Below are 13,096 nucleotides of genomic sequence, written 5' to 3'. Positions count from 1 at the left end.
GTCAAAACGCTGTCCATCCACTTCGGCTGGAAACGACTGAAAGCACCTCTTGCGAGCGCATCCGCTACGCTCGCGCTTCCCATGCACGTGCTGCTCGTCGAGGATGACCCCTCCATGCGTGCCGCGCTCCAGCGCACGCTGGACCGGCGCGGCTTCGCCGTGGACGCGTGCGGCGACGGCCGCGAGGCGCTGGCCCGCTGGCAGGCGCGCCCTCCCGACGTGCTGGTGCTGGACCTCACGCTGCCCGGCCTCGACGGGCTGGACGTGCTGAGGCAGGGCCGCCAGGCCGGGCTGGCGACGCCGGTGCTGCTGCTCACCGCGCGCGGCACTGTCGGCGACCGCGTGCTCGGCCTCAATGCCGGCGCCGACGACTACCTGCCCAAGCCGTTCGACCTCGACGAACTGGAGGCGCGCGTGCGCGCGCTCGGCCGCCGGCGATCCACGCCGCGCGACCAGGCAGGCACCAGCGAGCTGCGCATGGGTGCGCTGCGGCTGGACCGCGACAGCGGCGCCGTCTACAGCGGCGATGCGGTGCTGGAGCTGACGCCGCGCGAATCGGCGCTGCTGCAGGCGCTGATGGCGCGGCCGGGCCACGCCTTGACCAAGGAGCGGCTGTTCGAGCTGGTCTTCCCCGGCGACCAGGACGTGCAGTACGAGGCCGTGGAAGTGGTCGTGTACCGCCTGCGCAAGAAGCTCGCCGGCACCGGCGTGAACCTGATGACCCTTCGCGGCCTGGGCTACCTGATCAAGGCCGCATGACGCAGGTGTCGCTGCGCCGCTACCTGCTGGTGGGGATCCTGCTGCCGGTGCTGGCGCTCATCGTGCTGAATGGCGTGAGCCTCTACCGCACCGCGCTCGCCGCCCTGAACACGGCCTATGACCGCACGCTGCTGGCCTCGGCCAAGGAGATCGGCGAGCAGCTCGACGTGGAAGGGTTCGACGAGAACGCCGACCTGCGCGCCACCGTGCCCTATGCGGCACTGGACACCTTCGAGTCGGACAACCGCACGCGCATGTTCTACCGGGTGTCCAACCTCCACGGCGAGCTGGTGTCGGGCTTCGCCGACCTGCCCGTCTGGCACGGCAGCATCCCGGCGCGTCCGCCGTATGCCGCGCTGGTGCAGTTCTACGACGACCGTTTCCGCGGCGACGACGTGCGCGTCGCGGCGCTGCTGCAGCCCGTGGCCACGCCTCGCGGCCGCGGCATGGCGGTGGTGCAGGTGGCCGAGACACTGGAGCTGCGCCGCGGCGCCGCGCGCCAGATCCTGCTGGACGCGTTGTGGCGCCAAGGCCTGCTGGTGCTGGTGATCGCACTGGTGGTCGTGGTCGTCGTGCAGCGCGCGATCCGGCCGGTGCGCGGGCTGTCGGAGCAACTGCAGGCACGACGCGAAGGCGACCTCACGCCGATCGAGGCGCCGCGCGCGCCGCGCGAACTGGAGCCGTTGGTGCAGGCGACCAATGGGCTGATGCGCCGCCTGGCCGAGCTGCTGGAGCACCAGCAGGTGTTCGTGCGCGATGCCGCGCACCAGCTGCGCACGCCGCTCGCGGTGCTCAAGACGCAGGTGCAGTCGGCGCTGCGCGGGGACGTCGAGCCGCAACAGGCGCTGGTGGAACTGAATGCGACGGTGGACCGCGCCACCGCGCTGGCCAACCAGATGCTGTCCCTGGCGAAGGTCGAGCAGCTGCGCCAGCAGGACGTGCCCGTCCCCTGCGATCTGGCACAGGTGGCCCGCGATATCGCGCTCGACCTGTCGCCACTCGTGGCCGAACGCGACCTCGACTTCGCGATCGCGACCGAGCCTGCGCCGGTGCAGGCGCACGACTGGATGCTGCGCGAGCTCACGCGCAACCTGCTGCACAACGCCGTGCGGCACAGCGCCCCGGGGGCGCCGCTGTCCGTGCGCGTGGCACGCGAGGGCCGCTGGTGCACGCTGACCGTCTCGGATGCGGGGCCCGGGATCGATGCGGCGCTGCGCCAGCGTCTCTTCCAGCCATTCGCGTCGGGCGACGTGCGCACGGGGTCCGGACTGGGGCTGGCCATCTGCCACCGCATCGTCCAGGCACTCGGCGGCACGCTCGTCCTCGACAACCGCACGGATGGCAGGCGAGTCACGGGCCTGGATGCCACGGCCCGGCTGCCGCTGGCGACAATGGAGGCCGATGGACAGATTGCGCATTGACAAGTGGCTGTGGAGTGCGCGCTTCTACAAGACGCGCACCCTGGCAGCCGAGGAGATCGGCAAGGGCCGGGTGGACGTGAACGGCCAGGAGGCCAAGGCCGCACGCGAGGTGAAGGTCGGCGACACCGTGGCCGTGCGCCGCGATTCCCTGACCCGCACGGTCGTCGTGAAGGGCCTGTCCGGCATGCGCGGCCCCGCCCCGGTGGCCCAGCAGTTGTACGAAGAGACACCCGAGAGCCTGAAGGCCCGCGAGGACGCTGCGCAGCAGCGGCGGTTCGCCCGCGAGCCGGCCTCGTTCATCGAGCACGGCCGGCCCACCAAGCGCGGGCGGCGTGAACTGGACGAGGCGCAGCGCGGCTGGGGCGACCGCTGGAGCGCCTCGGTCGACGACGAGACCTGAGCCGCGTCGGACGGCTCCCACGGCAGCGTCGGAGCCCAGCCATTTGTGGCGTGCAACCCAGCGGCCCGTCACCGGATCGACATCGTCGCGGCCGATACTCCCGGCCTTGCAAGCAGTACGAGGTACGACGATGAACGACAACAAGACCAGCTCCATGCTCCAGCGCCTGCCCGTGATCCTGGCCGTGACGGCGGCGTCCTATGGGCTCCAGCTGCCGGCCAATGCCAGCCGGCCCGCCAGTGTGGCGAAGGCGCAGAGCAGCAAGGGAGCACAGACGCTGGCGGTGGCGCGCAAGAGCGTCAGCGCCTGAGGCACCCAGCCCCATGAGCGGCCGCCTTTGGGCGGCCGTTTGCTTTCGTGGGTCGCCGACCCTTGGTGCCGATCAGGCGGACGGCTTGTCGGAACCGGGCTTCCTGGCGGGACGCAGGATGCGTCCGAGCACTTCCTTCAACGACGCTGCGGGGACGCTCTCGTTCCTCGGGCACCGCCGGCCCTGGTAGCAGTTGCGGCTGCACGGACTGCAGGATGGCTTCGCGTGGTCGATGGGCATGGCGCTTCCTCCGTTGCAGCTTCATGGTCGCGCCATGCGTCTACCTGAGCTGTAGGACTTGTGCGCAACTCGGCAGCTGCCCCGGGAAAGCACGGAGGGTGAGGGACGCGCCTCTGGCTCGGGTCCTCATCCCTCCGTTTCCGCCACACAAAAGCGAAAGCCCGCCGGAGGCGGGCTTTCTTGGTGGGTGGCGGAAACGGAGGGATTCGAACCCTCGATGCGGCTCTACACCGCATACTCCCTTAGCAGGGGAGCACCTTCGGCCTCTCGGTCACGTTTCCAGCGCGAGGGCAATTATGCCCGAACGGTCGCCTCTTCAGGCCGCTGCGACAGGGCCCGAACGGACTGTCCTCAGGCCTGCTGCTGGTCCAGGTCGAACGCGCGGTGCAGCGCGCGCACGGCCAGCTCCATGTACTTCTCGTCGATCACGACCGAGGTCTTGATCTCGCTGGTGGAGATCATCTGGATGTTGATGCCCTCCTCCGACAGCGCGCGGAACATCTTGGCCGCGATGCCGACGTGGCTGCGCATGCCGATGCCGACGATGCTCACCTTGCAGATGCGCGTGTCGCCCTCGATGCGGTCGGTGCCCAGGGTCGGCGCGACCTTGGACTTGAGCAGGTCCACCGTCCGCGCGTAGTCGTTGCGATGCACGGTGAAGCTGAAGTCGGTCTTCCCGTCCTTCGAGATGTTCTGGATGATGACGTCGACCTCGATGTTGGCCTCTGCCACCGCGCCCAGGATGTTGTAGGCGATGCCGGGCTTGTCGGGCACGCCGAGGATGGACACCTTGGCCTCGTCGCGGTTGAACGCGATGCCGGACACGACTGCTTGTTCCATTTGTTCGTCTTCCTCGAAGGTGATGAGGGTGCCCGAGCGGGACTCCTCGTCGATGGGGATGTCCCAGGGCGTGAAGCTGGACAGCACGCGCAGCGGCACGCGGTACTTGCCGGCGAATTCCACCGAGCGGATCTGCAGCACCTTGGATCCCATCGAGGCCATCTCGAGCATTTCCTCGAAGCTCACCGTGGCCAGGCGGCGCGCCTCGGGCACGACGCGCGGGTCGGTGGTGTAGACGCCGTCGACATCGGTGTAGATCAGGCACTCGGCTGCCTTGAGCGCCGCCGCGACCGCCACGGCCGAGGTGTCGCTGCCGCCGCGGCCCAGCGTGGTGATGTTGCCGCCCGCGTCGACACCCTGGAAGCCGGTGATGACGACGACCTTGCCGGCCTCGAGGTCGGCGCGCACCCTGGCGTCGTCGATGGATTCGATGCGGGCCTTGGTGTAGGCGCTGTTGGTGAGGACGGGCACCTGCCAGCCGGCGTAGCTGACCGCCTCGAGGCCCTCGGCCTGCAGCGCGATGGCCAGCAGGCCCACCGAGACCTGTTCGCCGGTGGAGGCCAGCATGTCCAGCTCGCGCTGGTAGGCGTCGCCCTGCTTCGCGGGGGCGAGCTCCTTGGCGAGGCCGAGCAGGCGGTTGGTCTCGCCACTCATGGCGCTTGGCACCACCACCAGCTGGTGGCCCGCGCGGACCCACTTGGCGACACGCTTGGCCACATTGCGGATGCGCTCGGTGGAGCCCATCGACGTGCCGCCGTACTTGTGAACGATCAATGCCATGGAAGAAAGCCAGGGAGGGTGCGCGGCAGATGAACCACGAGGCGCCGCCGGTGCGGGCCGCACGCGCGAAAGTTAGGGATTATACCGATGGGCTCCAGGCGAGACGATCGTCCTGGCGTTGCACGAAGCCATCTCCCACGCGCAGTCTCACGTCGTGGCCACGCGTCGTGCAGCAGGCCACCTGGTCCAGCAATTCGTCCATCTGTGCAGTGCTCGCGCGTGCGGCGTGGCGAATGGCGAGCCAGTGGCGCAGCACGTTGGCCTGCCGCGCACGCGAGAGCGCCTGCAGTCCACCGATGCGCGGTTCGCCCTGCATCGCCGCGAGGTCCTGTGCGGCCACTTCGGCGAGAAGCTCCTGGGCCTGGGCCGCATGGCGGGCCGAGCGCGCGAAGGTCTCGCGGTACTGCGGGAAGGCCGCGGCCAATGCAGGCACCACGCCGTGGCGGATGCGGTTGCGCGTGTAGCGGATGTCGTTGTTGGTCGGGTCCTCGATGGCGCGCAATCCCTCGCTGGCCAGCCACGCGCGCAGGTCCACGCCGGGGACGTCGAGCCACGGACGCAGGAAGAGGACGCCATGCCGCTCGAAGCGTGCGGGCATGGCGGCCATTCCGGGGAGACCCGCGCCCCGGGACAGCGCCAGCAGCAAGGTCTCGACCTGGTCGTCGGCATGCTGCGCGAGCAGCACGGCCCCGAGGCCGTTCGCCGTGGCCAGCGCGGCCAGCGACCGGTAGCGCGCGTGCCGGGCCGCTTCCTCGGGACTGTCGCCGGGTGCGTGGCGTGCGTTCGCGTGCTCCACATGCAAGGGCACGCGCCATCGCTCGCACGCCTTCGCGCAGTGCCGCTCGAAATCCTCGGCGGCCTGCTGCAGTCCATGGTTCACGTGCAAGGCGTGCACCTGCCCGGGCCAGTGGCGCGCGGCGATGGCCAGCAGGGCCATCGAGTCGGCGCCGCCGCTGAACGCCACGCCCACCGGCAGGCGCGGCGCGCATGCGGTCAGGGCTGCAACGAGGCGGTCGTTCATGGCTGTCGGATTATCCGCAGGCGCTGCGCGCAATCCCTAGTGCCGGGCCTGCGATGCACGCCCGTAGACTTGCGCGCCATCAAACAACAGCAACAACGGAGCGAGCGAATGGTCCGAGGAGATCCAGCCGGGTGGTGCCACGCCTGGCGCATTCGCGTGGTCGCATTGGCTGCCATGGCGGCGGCCACGGTGCCCGCGATGGCGCAATCCGGGGCCACGGACGGCGCGCCGAGCGAGGCAGCGCGACGCCAGGCCCTCGGGCCCTTCCGGATGATCCTGCAGAACGCCGAGCCGGCACGCAAGGCGGCACCGAAGAAGGCGCCGCCACCTGTTGCCCCCGCAACGGCTGCAGCACCTTCGGCACCTGCGGCACCTGCGATTCGCAGCACCGCAGGGGCACCTGTTGCACCGGCCGTGTCGCAAGTACCCGCGACCTCTCCGGCACCTTCCGAGCAGGTGAAGCCCGAGCTGGCGGCTGCACCGGCAAACGCGCCTGCCTCAGCGGTGGCAGCTGTATCGACGCCGCCAGCACCGCCGCCACCATTGCCGCTCGTCGCTGTGAAGCAGGACGCGCCGGTGCTGCCCGCCGCACTGCGCCGCGAGCAGCCCGAAGGCATCGTCAAGGTGGGATTCGCGGTGAAGCCGGATGGCACCACCGCCGACGTGCAGGTGCTGTCCAGCACCAACCGCAAGCTCAACTCGGCGTCGGTGGCGGCGGTGGCCGGCTGGCGCTTCCAGCCGATCGGCGAGACGCGCCCCACCGAGGTGGAGCTCGTCTTCGAACCCGACGCGAATTGACCGCAGGGGCGTCACGCCCCTGCTTGCTCAGCGGGCTTCCGCCTTGGTGTCCGAGAAGCGCCCGTAGCTTTGCAGGCGCTCGTAGCGGCGATCCAGCAGCTCGCGTGTCTTGAGGTCCGCCACCTGGCGCCAGGCGTCGTTCAACGCCCGCTTGAGGAACGCGGCCATCTGCTTGTGGTCGCGATGCGCGCCGCCCACGGGCTCGTTGACGATCTTGTCGACGAGGCCGAGCGCCTTCAGGCGATGCGCCGTGATGCCCATCGCATCGGCGGCGTCCTGCGCCTTGTCCGATGTCTTCCAGAGGATGGAGGCGCAGCCTTCCGGGCTGATCACGGAGTACACCGAGTACTGCAGCATCAGCACCTGGTCGGCGACCGAGATCGCCAGCGCGCCCCCGGAGCCGCCCTCGCCGATCACGGTGGTGAGGATCGGCACTTCCAGCTGCGCCATCTCGAAGATGTTGCGGCCGATGGCCTCGGACTGGCCGCGCTCCTCGGCGTCGATGCCGGGATAGGCGCCCGGCGTGTCGACGAAGGTGAAGACCGGCAGCTTGAACTTCTCCGCGGTCTTCATCAGGCGCAGCGCCTTGCGGTAGCCCTCGGGACGGCTCATGCCGAAGTTGCGCGCGGCACGCTCCTTGGTGTCGCGGCCCTTCTGGTGGCCCAGCACCATGCAGGGCGAGCCGTTGAAGCGCGCCAGGCCGCCGACGATGGACAGGTCATCGGCGAAATGGCGGTCGCCATGCAGCTCGACGAAGTCGGTGAAGATCTCGCTGACGTAGTCGAGCGTGTACGGCCGCTCCTGGTGGCGCGCGATCTTGGTGATCTGCCACGGGGTGAGCTGGCTGTAGATGTCCTTCGTCAGCTGCTGGCTCTTCTTGGAGAGCTGGTCGATCTCCTCGGAGATGTCGACGGCGGACTCGGTCTGCACGTAACGCAGTTCGTCGATCTTGGTTTCGAGTTCGGCGATCGGCTGCTCGAAATCCAGGAATGTTCTTTTCGCCAAGGCGAGAGCTCCTCTGTTCTTGAGACCCGTCAATACTCCACGGGCAGGGGGTCGAGCGAGCGCCAAATATACCAAGTGGCCACGCTGCAATATGGCTCCCACGCCGCGGCCACCTCGCGGGCCTCGCTGCGGCTCACGGGGTCGCCGGAGAAATAGTTGCGGCTGATGCCGGTGATGAGGCCGACGTCGTCGAGCGGAAGCACGTTGGGCCGCATCAGATGGAAGATCAGGAACATCTCGGCGGTCCAGCGGCCGATGCCACGGATGCCCACCAGCTCCGCGATGATCTCCTCGTCGCTCATCGCCTTCCACGCGTCCACGTGGATGGCGCCCGAATCGAAATGCAGGGCCAGGTCGACCAGGTATTCGATCTTGCGTGCCGACAGTCCCGCCTGCCGCATGTCGTCGACCTTGAGCTTGAGCACGTTCGGGGGCGCCATCTTGCGGGGCAGCCGCGCGAACCGGTCCCACACGCTCTGCGCCGCCTTCACCGAGATCTGCTGGCCCACGATGCTGCGCGCCAGCGTCGTGAACGCGTCGCCACGCGACTGCAGGCAGGCATCGCCGAACTGCGGGATCAACCGCTTCATCACCCGGTCCTTGCGCGCCAGGTGGCGGCAGGCCTCTGGCCAGTAGTCGGGCCGCGCGGGTTCGACGGGCGAGCCGGTGGTGTCGCTCACGCCGCGGCTTCCCAGGTGGTGCCCGTCGGCGAGTCCTTCAGCACGATGCCCTGCCCCAGCAGCTCGTCGCGGATCCGGTCGGCTTCCGCGAAGTTGCGGGCCTGCTTGGCCGCGGCGCGCTGCGCGATCCGCTGCTGGATGGTCGCCTCGTCCAGCGTCGAGCCGGCGCGCAGGAATGCCTGCGGGTCGTCCTGCAGGATGCCCAGCGTGCCACCCAGCGCCTTCAGCAGACCCGCGAGCTGCGGCGACCTGGTGCGGTTCACGTCCGCGGCCAGGTCGAACAGCACGGCGACCGCCTCCGGCGTGCCGAAGTCGTTGTCCATCGCGGCCTTGAAGCGCGCCGCATGCGGCTGCGTCCAGTCGATGGCAGCCTCGCGCGCCTCGACGGTACCCAGTGCGGTGTACAGACGCCGGAGGCCCGCGCGTGCGTCGTCCAGGTGCTTGTCGCTCCACCCGAGCTCGCTACGGTAATGCCCGCGCACGAGGAAGAAGCGGACGGTCTGCGGGTCGTAGTGCTGCAGCACCTCGGGCAGCGAGAAGAAGTTGCCCAGCGACTTGGACATCTTCTCGCCGTCGATGTTCAGGAAGCCGTTGTGCATCCAGTACTTCGCCAACGGCGCACCGAAGGCCCCTTCGCTCTGCGCGATCTCGTTCTCGTGGTGCGGGAAGATGAGGTCGATGCCGCCGCCGTGGATGTCGATCGGCTGCCCGAGGATCGAGCGAGCCATCGCCGAGCACTCGATGTGCCAGCCGGGCCGCCCGGTACCGTAAGGGCTGTCCCACCTCGCGTCCGCAGGTTCCGTCGGCTTGGCGCCTTTCCACAACACGAAGTCCAGCGGGTCGTGCTTGTCCTCCGCCACTGCAACCCGCTCGCCGGCACGCAGCTGGTCGAGCGACTTGCCCGAGAGCTTGCCGTAGCCGCCGAGGCCGCGGACCGAGAAATTCACGTCGCCGTTGTCGGCCCGGTACGCGAGCTTGCGGCCCTCGAGCAGCTGCACGATCTCGAGCATCTGCGGAATGAAGTCGGTCGCGCGCGGGTCGTGCGTGGGGCGAAGGATGCCCAGCGCGTCGTAGTCGGCGTACATCAGCGCCGTCATGCGCTCGGCGAGCGCCCGCACGGGTTCACCGTTGTCGACCGCGCGCCGGATCATCTTGTCGTCGATGTCCGTGATGTTGCGCACGAAATCCACCCGCAGGCCGCTGGCCTCGAGCCAGCGTCGCACCACGTCGAAGGCGACTGCGGACCGCAGGTTGCCGATGTGCGGACGGTCGTACACGGTGACGCCGCACACGTACATGCGCACCTGGCCCGGCTCGATGGGAGCGAAGTCCTCCAGGGCACGCGACAGCGTGTTGTAGATGCGCAGGCTCATGGGGAATTCGGGTCCGGGCGGATGCTTGTTCTTCGAGCGGCTGTTGTCGAGGTGCCCGGTACAATCGGCCGCAGTATATAGCCCTGTCGGGCCTGCTCCCGGCGCATTCCTCGAGGCAGTCCATGGCGTCCTTCGGTCTTCTTTGCCGGCGCAACCTGCGCATGGTCGCCGTCGTGGCGGCGTTGGCCGTCAGCAGCCTCGCACAGGCCGACGAGTACGCCGACGTGACCCAGTTGCTGCGGCAGGGCAAGCCATCCGAGGCATTGGCACGGGCCGACCGGTACCTCGCCGGCAAGCCTCGCGACCCGCAGATGCGCTTTCTGCGCGGCGTGATCCTCACCGAGCAGGGCAACACGGCCGACGCCGTCTCAGTGTTCACCAAGCTCACCGAGGACTATCCGGAACTGCCCGAGCCGTACAACAACCTCGCGGCCCTGTACGCGGGCCAGGGCCAGTTCGACAAGGCCCGTTCCGCGCTCGAGATGGCGATCCGCATCAACCCCAGCTACGCCACGGCACATGAGAACCTCGGCGACGTCTATGCCAAGCTGGCCAGCCAGGCCTACAGCCGGGCCCTGCAACTCGATCGTGGCAACACCACCGTGCAGCCCAAGCTGGCGCTGATCGGCGAACTGTTCGCACCGGGCGCCCGCGCCGACCGTCCTGCGCCGGCGGCCTCCGCTGCCGGCACGCGCTAGGTCGACTCGGCCGCTGGGACCGAGTCCTGGTGGTAACCTTTGGCGAGGAGCCCGCGGGCGCCGATCCGGCCCATCGGGCGCCAGCATCGGATGCGCCAGGGAATCGCAGTGGAAGATCTTCGAAGGAGTGATCGGTTGACGACCCTTGTCTCGCGCCGCGCCGTCGCGGCACTGGCCCTTGCCGTGGCTGCCCTCCCGAGCGCGTGGGCCGAAGAGGCGCCGCGCGTCAAACTGAGCACCACGCTGGGCGACATCGTGGTCGAGGTCTATTCGGACAAGGCGCCGAAGACGGCGGCCAACTTCCTGCAGTACGTGCGCGACAAGCACTACGACGGCACGATCTTTCACCGCGTGATTCCCGGCTTCATGATCCAGGGCGGCGGCTTCGGGCCCGACATGCAGGAGAAGATCACGCGGCCCCCCATCCCGCTGGAGACCCGCCCCGACCTGAAGAACACCCGCGGCACGCTCGCGATGGCGCGCACGGCCGATCCCAATTCGGCCACCGGCCAGTTCTTCATCAACGTCGTCGACAATCCGCGCCTGAATGCCCCCTCGCCCGATGGCCACGGCTACGCCGTGTTCGGCAAGGTCGTCTCGGGCATGGATGTCGTCGACAAGATCCGCATGGTGCCCACCGGCAATTCCGGCATGCACCAGAACGTCCCAACCACCCCGGTCGTCATCAAGTCGGCCACGCTCGTGAAGTGACCCAAGCCATGCCGAATCCCAAGGTCGAACTGCACATCGCCGGCCAAGGCGTCATCACCCTCGAACTCGACGAGGCCAAGGCGCCCAAGACCGTTGCCAACTTCCTGTCGTACGTGAAGAAGGGCCACTACGACGGCACCATCTTCCACCGCGTCATTCCCGGCTTCATGGTCCAGGGCGGTGGGTTCGTGCCCGGCATGCAGCAGAAGGGCACCGACGCGCCGATCGAGAACGAGGCGCGCAACGGCCTGAAGAACCAGCACTACACCGTCGCCATGGCGCGCACCAGCGACCCGCATTCGGCCACGGCGCAGTTCTTCATCAACGTCGCCGACAACGCCTTCCTGAACCACACGGCGCCCAGCGGCCAGGGTTGGGGCTATGCCGTGTTCGGCAAGGTGGTGGGTGGCAACGACGTGGTCGACCGCATCGCGGGCGTGAAGACCGGCCGCAAGGGCATGCACGACGACGTGCCCGCGCAGGACGTGGTGATCGAGAAGGCAGTCGCCGTCTAGCGGCTGGCCGTGTCCGCTCCACCCGTCGCCGAACTGGCGGCCGGCCCCAGCTGGCGCGCGGTGGACTGCATCTCCGACCTGCACCTGCAGGCGTCCGAGCCGGCGACCTTCGCAGCCTGGCGTGCGTTCATGGCGTCCTGCGACGCCGATGCGATCGTCATCCTCGGCGACCTGTTCGAGGCTTGGCCCGGAGACGACGTCGCACGCGTTCCCGGCTTCGAAGCCGACTGTGTCCAAGTGCTGCGGGCCGCAGCCGCGCGCCGTCCGGTGTTCTTCCTGCATGGCAATCGCGACTTCCTGGTCGCCGACGATTTCGCCGGCGACACCGGGGTGCGCCTGCTGCAGGATCCCACGGTGCTCGCTTTCGGCGGCCATCGCTGGCTGCTGTCGCATGGCGATGCGCTGTGCCTGGGCGACACCGAGTACCTGCAGTTCCGCGCCATGGTGCGCGCGTCGGCGTGGCAGCGTGAGTTCCTGGCGCAGCCGCTGGCCGCGCGGCAACGCATCGCGCAGGCACTGCGCACCGAGAGCGACTCGCGCAAGCGCTCCGGTGCAACGTATGCCGACGTGGACCGGGACGAAGCCCTCGCCTGGCTCGCCGCCGCCCATGCCGACACGCTGGTGCACGGCCACACACACCGGCCCGGCGACCAGATGCTGGATGCGAGCCATCGACGCATCGTGCTCAGCGACTGGGACCTGGGCGCCACGCCCCCGCGCGGCGAAGTGCTGCGGCTGACGCCCGAGGGCGCGCGCCGCCTGCCGCTGCGCTGATGCTCGACTGGTGGCGCAGGCGGCGGCTGCCGCCTCCGATCCCCGATGCGCTGTGGCAGTCCGTGCTGGCGGACTACCCGTTCCTGCAGCAATCGACGGCAGCAGCGGCGATGCGCCTTCGATTGCTGGCCGCGCGCTTCCTGGCCGACAAGCAGTTCCATGGGGCCCAGGGACTGGCGATCACCGACGCCATGGCCGTCGCGATCTCGGCGCAGGCCGTGCTACCAGTTCTGCATCTGGGACTGCGCTGGTATGACGACTTCGTCACCATCGTCGTCCATCCCGACCAGGTAGTGGCACGGCGCAAGGCACAGGACGACGCCGGCGTCGTGCACGAATGGGAGGAGGTGCTCGCGGGGGAAGCGATGGAGAGCGGCCCGGTGATGCTCAGCTGGCGCGACGTGCAGGCCGCCGGCACGTCCGCAGCCCAGGGATACAACGTCGTGGTGCACGAGTTCATCCACAAGATCGACATGCGCGACGGCGCCCCCGATGGCTGTCCGCCCCTGTCCGGCCGCTTGCGCAACGCGTGGACCGCAACCATGCAGCTCGCGTACGAACAGTTTCGCGAGCAGGTGGTGATCGCGCAGCGCTTCGGTGGCGAGCCACCATGGCTGGATGCGTATGCCGCCGAGAACCCCGGCGAGTTCTTCGCCGTCACCGGCGAGGCCTACTTCGTGAACCGGGAGCGGTTCGGCTCCGAGTTCCCGGACCTGCTGACGCTGTTCGACGCGTTCTTCCGGCGCGACCCCAGCCTGCTCTGAAGCGCGC

The 13,096-nt window shown here is 68.9% G+C and carries 15 protein-coding genes and 1 tRNA gene; 10 read left to right on the top strand and 6 right to left on the bottom strand.

Features of this window, described 5'->3' with window-relative positions; translation table 11 throughout:
- Positions 1–81: 81 nt before the first annotated feature.
- The 4 genes from ACPWT1_RS13925 (at position 82) to ACPWT1_RS13910 (ending at position 2,890) form a co-directional block, all read left to right on the top strand.
- Entirely contained in the window at positions 82–759 is a 678-nt protein-coding gene (locus tag ACPWT1_RS13925) for a response regulator transcription factor (protein WP_427911769.1), read from the top strand.
- Complete coding sequence (locus ACPWT1_RS13920; protein WP_427911768.1) at positions 756–2,180, top strand: sensor histidine kinase; 1,425 nt, start codon at positions 756–758, stop codon at positions 2,178–2,180. The genes ACPWT1_RS13925 and ACPWT1_RS13920 overlap by 4 nt, the downstream gene beginning before the upstream one ends.
- Complete coding sequence (locus ACPWT1_RS13915; RefSeq protein WP_427911767.1) at positions 2,161–2,580, top strand: RNA-binding S4 domain-containing protein; 420 nt, start codon at positions 2,161–2,163, stop codon at positions 2,578–2,580. Before ACPWT1_RS13920 ends, ACPWT1_RS13915 begins: the two co-directional genes overlap by 20 nt.
- A 130-nt stretch (positions 2,581–2,710) precedes the next feature.
- The gene (locus ACPWT1_RS13910; protein ID WP_427911766.1) at positions 2,711–2,890 is read left to right on the top strand and encodes a hypothetical protein; all 180 of its coding nucleotides are present in this window, start codon (positions 2,711–2,713) and stop codon (positions 2,888–2,890) included.
- Positions 2,891–3,318: 428 nt separating this feature from the next.
- Here the strand turns inward: ACPWT1_RS13910 and ACPWT1_RS13905 are convergent.
- The 3 genes from ACPWT1_RS13905 to tilS form a co-directional block, all read right to left on the bottom strand.
- Positions 3,319–3,411 (bottom strand) — tRNA-Ser (locus ACPWT1_RS13905).
- A gap of 70 nt (positions 3,412–3,481) precedes the next feature.
- Entirely contained in the window at positions 3,482–4,750 is a 1,269-nt protein-coding gene (locus ACPWT1_RS13900) for an aspartate kinase (protein ID WP_427911765.1), read from the bottom strand.
- Positions 4,751–4,829: 79 nt separating this feature from the next.
- Entirely contained in the window at positions 4,830–5,771 is a 942-nt protein-coding gene (gene tilS / locus ACPWT1_RS13895; RefSeq protein WP_427911764.1) for a tRNA lysidine(34) synthetase TilS, read from the bottom strand.
- A gap of 558 nt (positions 5,772–6,329) precedes the next feature.
- Here tilS and ACPWT1_RS13890 point away from each other — a divergent pair.
- The gene (locus tag ACPWT1_RS13890; protein WP_427911763.1) at positions 6,330–6,569 is read left to right on the top strand and encodes a TonB family protein; all 240 of its coding nucleotides are present in this window, start codon (positions 6,330–6,332) and stop codon (positions 6,567–6,569) included.
- Positions 6,570–6,596: 27 nt separating this feature from the next.
- On the opposite strand, the gene ACPWT1_RS13885 is transcribed toward ACPWT1_RS13890, so the two are convergent.
- From ACPWT1_RS13885 to cysS, 3 genes are read right to left on the bottom strand one after another with little or no spacing between them, the layout of a single operon-like run.
- Complete coding sequence (locus ACPWT1_RS13885; protein WP_427911762.1) at positions 6,597–7,574, bottom strand: acetyl-CoA carboxylase carboxyltransferase subunit alpha; 978 nt, start codon at positions 7,572–7,574, stop codon at positions 6,597–6,599.
- Positions 7,575–7,603: 29 nt separating this feature from the next.
- Entirely contained in the window at positions 7,604–8,254 is a 651-nt protein-coding gene (locus ACPWT1_RS13880; RefSeq protein ID WP_427911761.1) for a DNA-3-methyladenine glycosylase family protein, read from the bottom strand.
- Positions 8,251–9,627 (bottom strand): cysteine--tRNA ligase, encoded by a 1,377-nt coding sequence (gene cysS / locus ACPWT1_RS13875; protein WP_427911760.1) that lies wholly within the window; start codon positions 9,625–9,627, stop codon positions 8,251–8,253. The genes ACPWT1_RS13880 and cysS overlap by 4 nt, the downstream gene beginning before the upstream one ends.
- 122 nt (positions 9,628–9,749) lie before the next feature.
- Between cysS and ACPWT1_RS13870 the strand changes: the two genes are divergently transcribed.
- The 5 genes from ACPWT1_RS13870 to ACPWT1_RS13850 all read left to right on the top strand — a co-directional run bounded on the left by ACPWT1_RS13870 (position 9,750) and on the right by ACPWT1_RS13850 (position 13,089).
- Positions 9,750–10,325 (top strand): tetratricopeptide repeat protein, encoded by a 576-nt coding sequence (locus ACPWT1_RS13870; RefSeq protein WP_427911759.1) that lies wholly within the window; start codon positions 9,750–9,752, stop codon positions 10,323–10,325.
- Between the two features lie 135 nt (positions 10,326–10,460).
- On the top strand, positions 10,461–11,036 hold the full coding sequence (locus ACPWT1_RS13865; protein WP_427911758.1) for a peptidylprolyl isomerase: 576 nt from the start codon (positions 10,461–10,463) through the stop codon (positions 11,034–11,036).
- An 8-nt stretch (positions 11,037–11,044) separates the two neighbouring features.
- Positions 11,045–11,551, top strand: a complete 507-nt coding sequence (locus ACPWT1_RS13860; RefSeq protein WP_427915556.1) for a peptidylprolyl isomerase — start codon at positions 11,045–11,047, stop codon at positions 11,549–11,551.
- Between the two features lie 9 nt (positions 11,552–11,560).
- Positions 11,561–12,325, top strand: coding sequence for a UDP-2,3-diacylglucosamine diphosphatase (locus ACPWT1_RS13855; protein WP_427911757.1), 765 nt, complete (start codon positions 11,561–11,563; stop codon positions 12,323–12,325).
- Positions 12,325–13,089 (top strand): zinc-dependent peptidase, encoded by a 765-nt coding sequence (locus ACPWT1_RS13850; RefSeq protein WP_427911756.1) that lies wholly within the window; start codon positions 12,325–12,327, stop codon positions 13,087–13,089. The genes ACPWT1_RS13855 and ACPWT1_RS13850 overlap by 1 nt, the downstream gene beginning before the upstream one ends.
- Positions 13,090–13,096 lie beyond the last annotated feature (7 nt).

The sequence above is a fragment of the Ramlibacter sp. MMS24-I3-19 genome (genome assembly GCF_050320135.1).
In the GTDB taxonomy this organism is placed as follows: Bacteria; Pseudomonadota; Gammaproteobacteria; order Burkholderiales; family Burkholderiaceae_C; genus Ramlibacter.
This window is presented reverse-complemented; position numbering and strand designations above follow the sequence as displayed.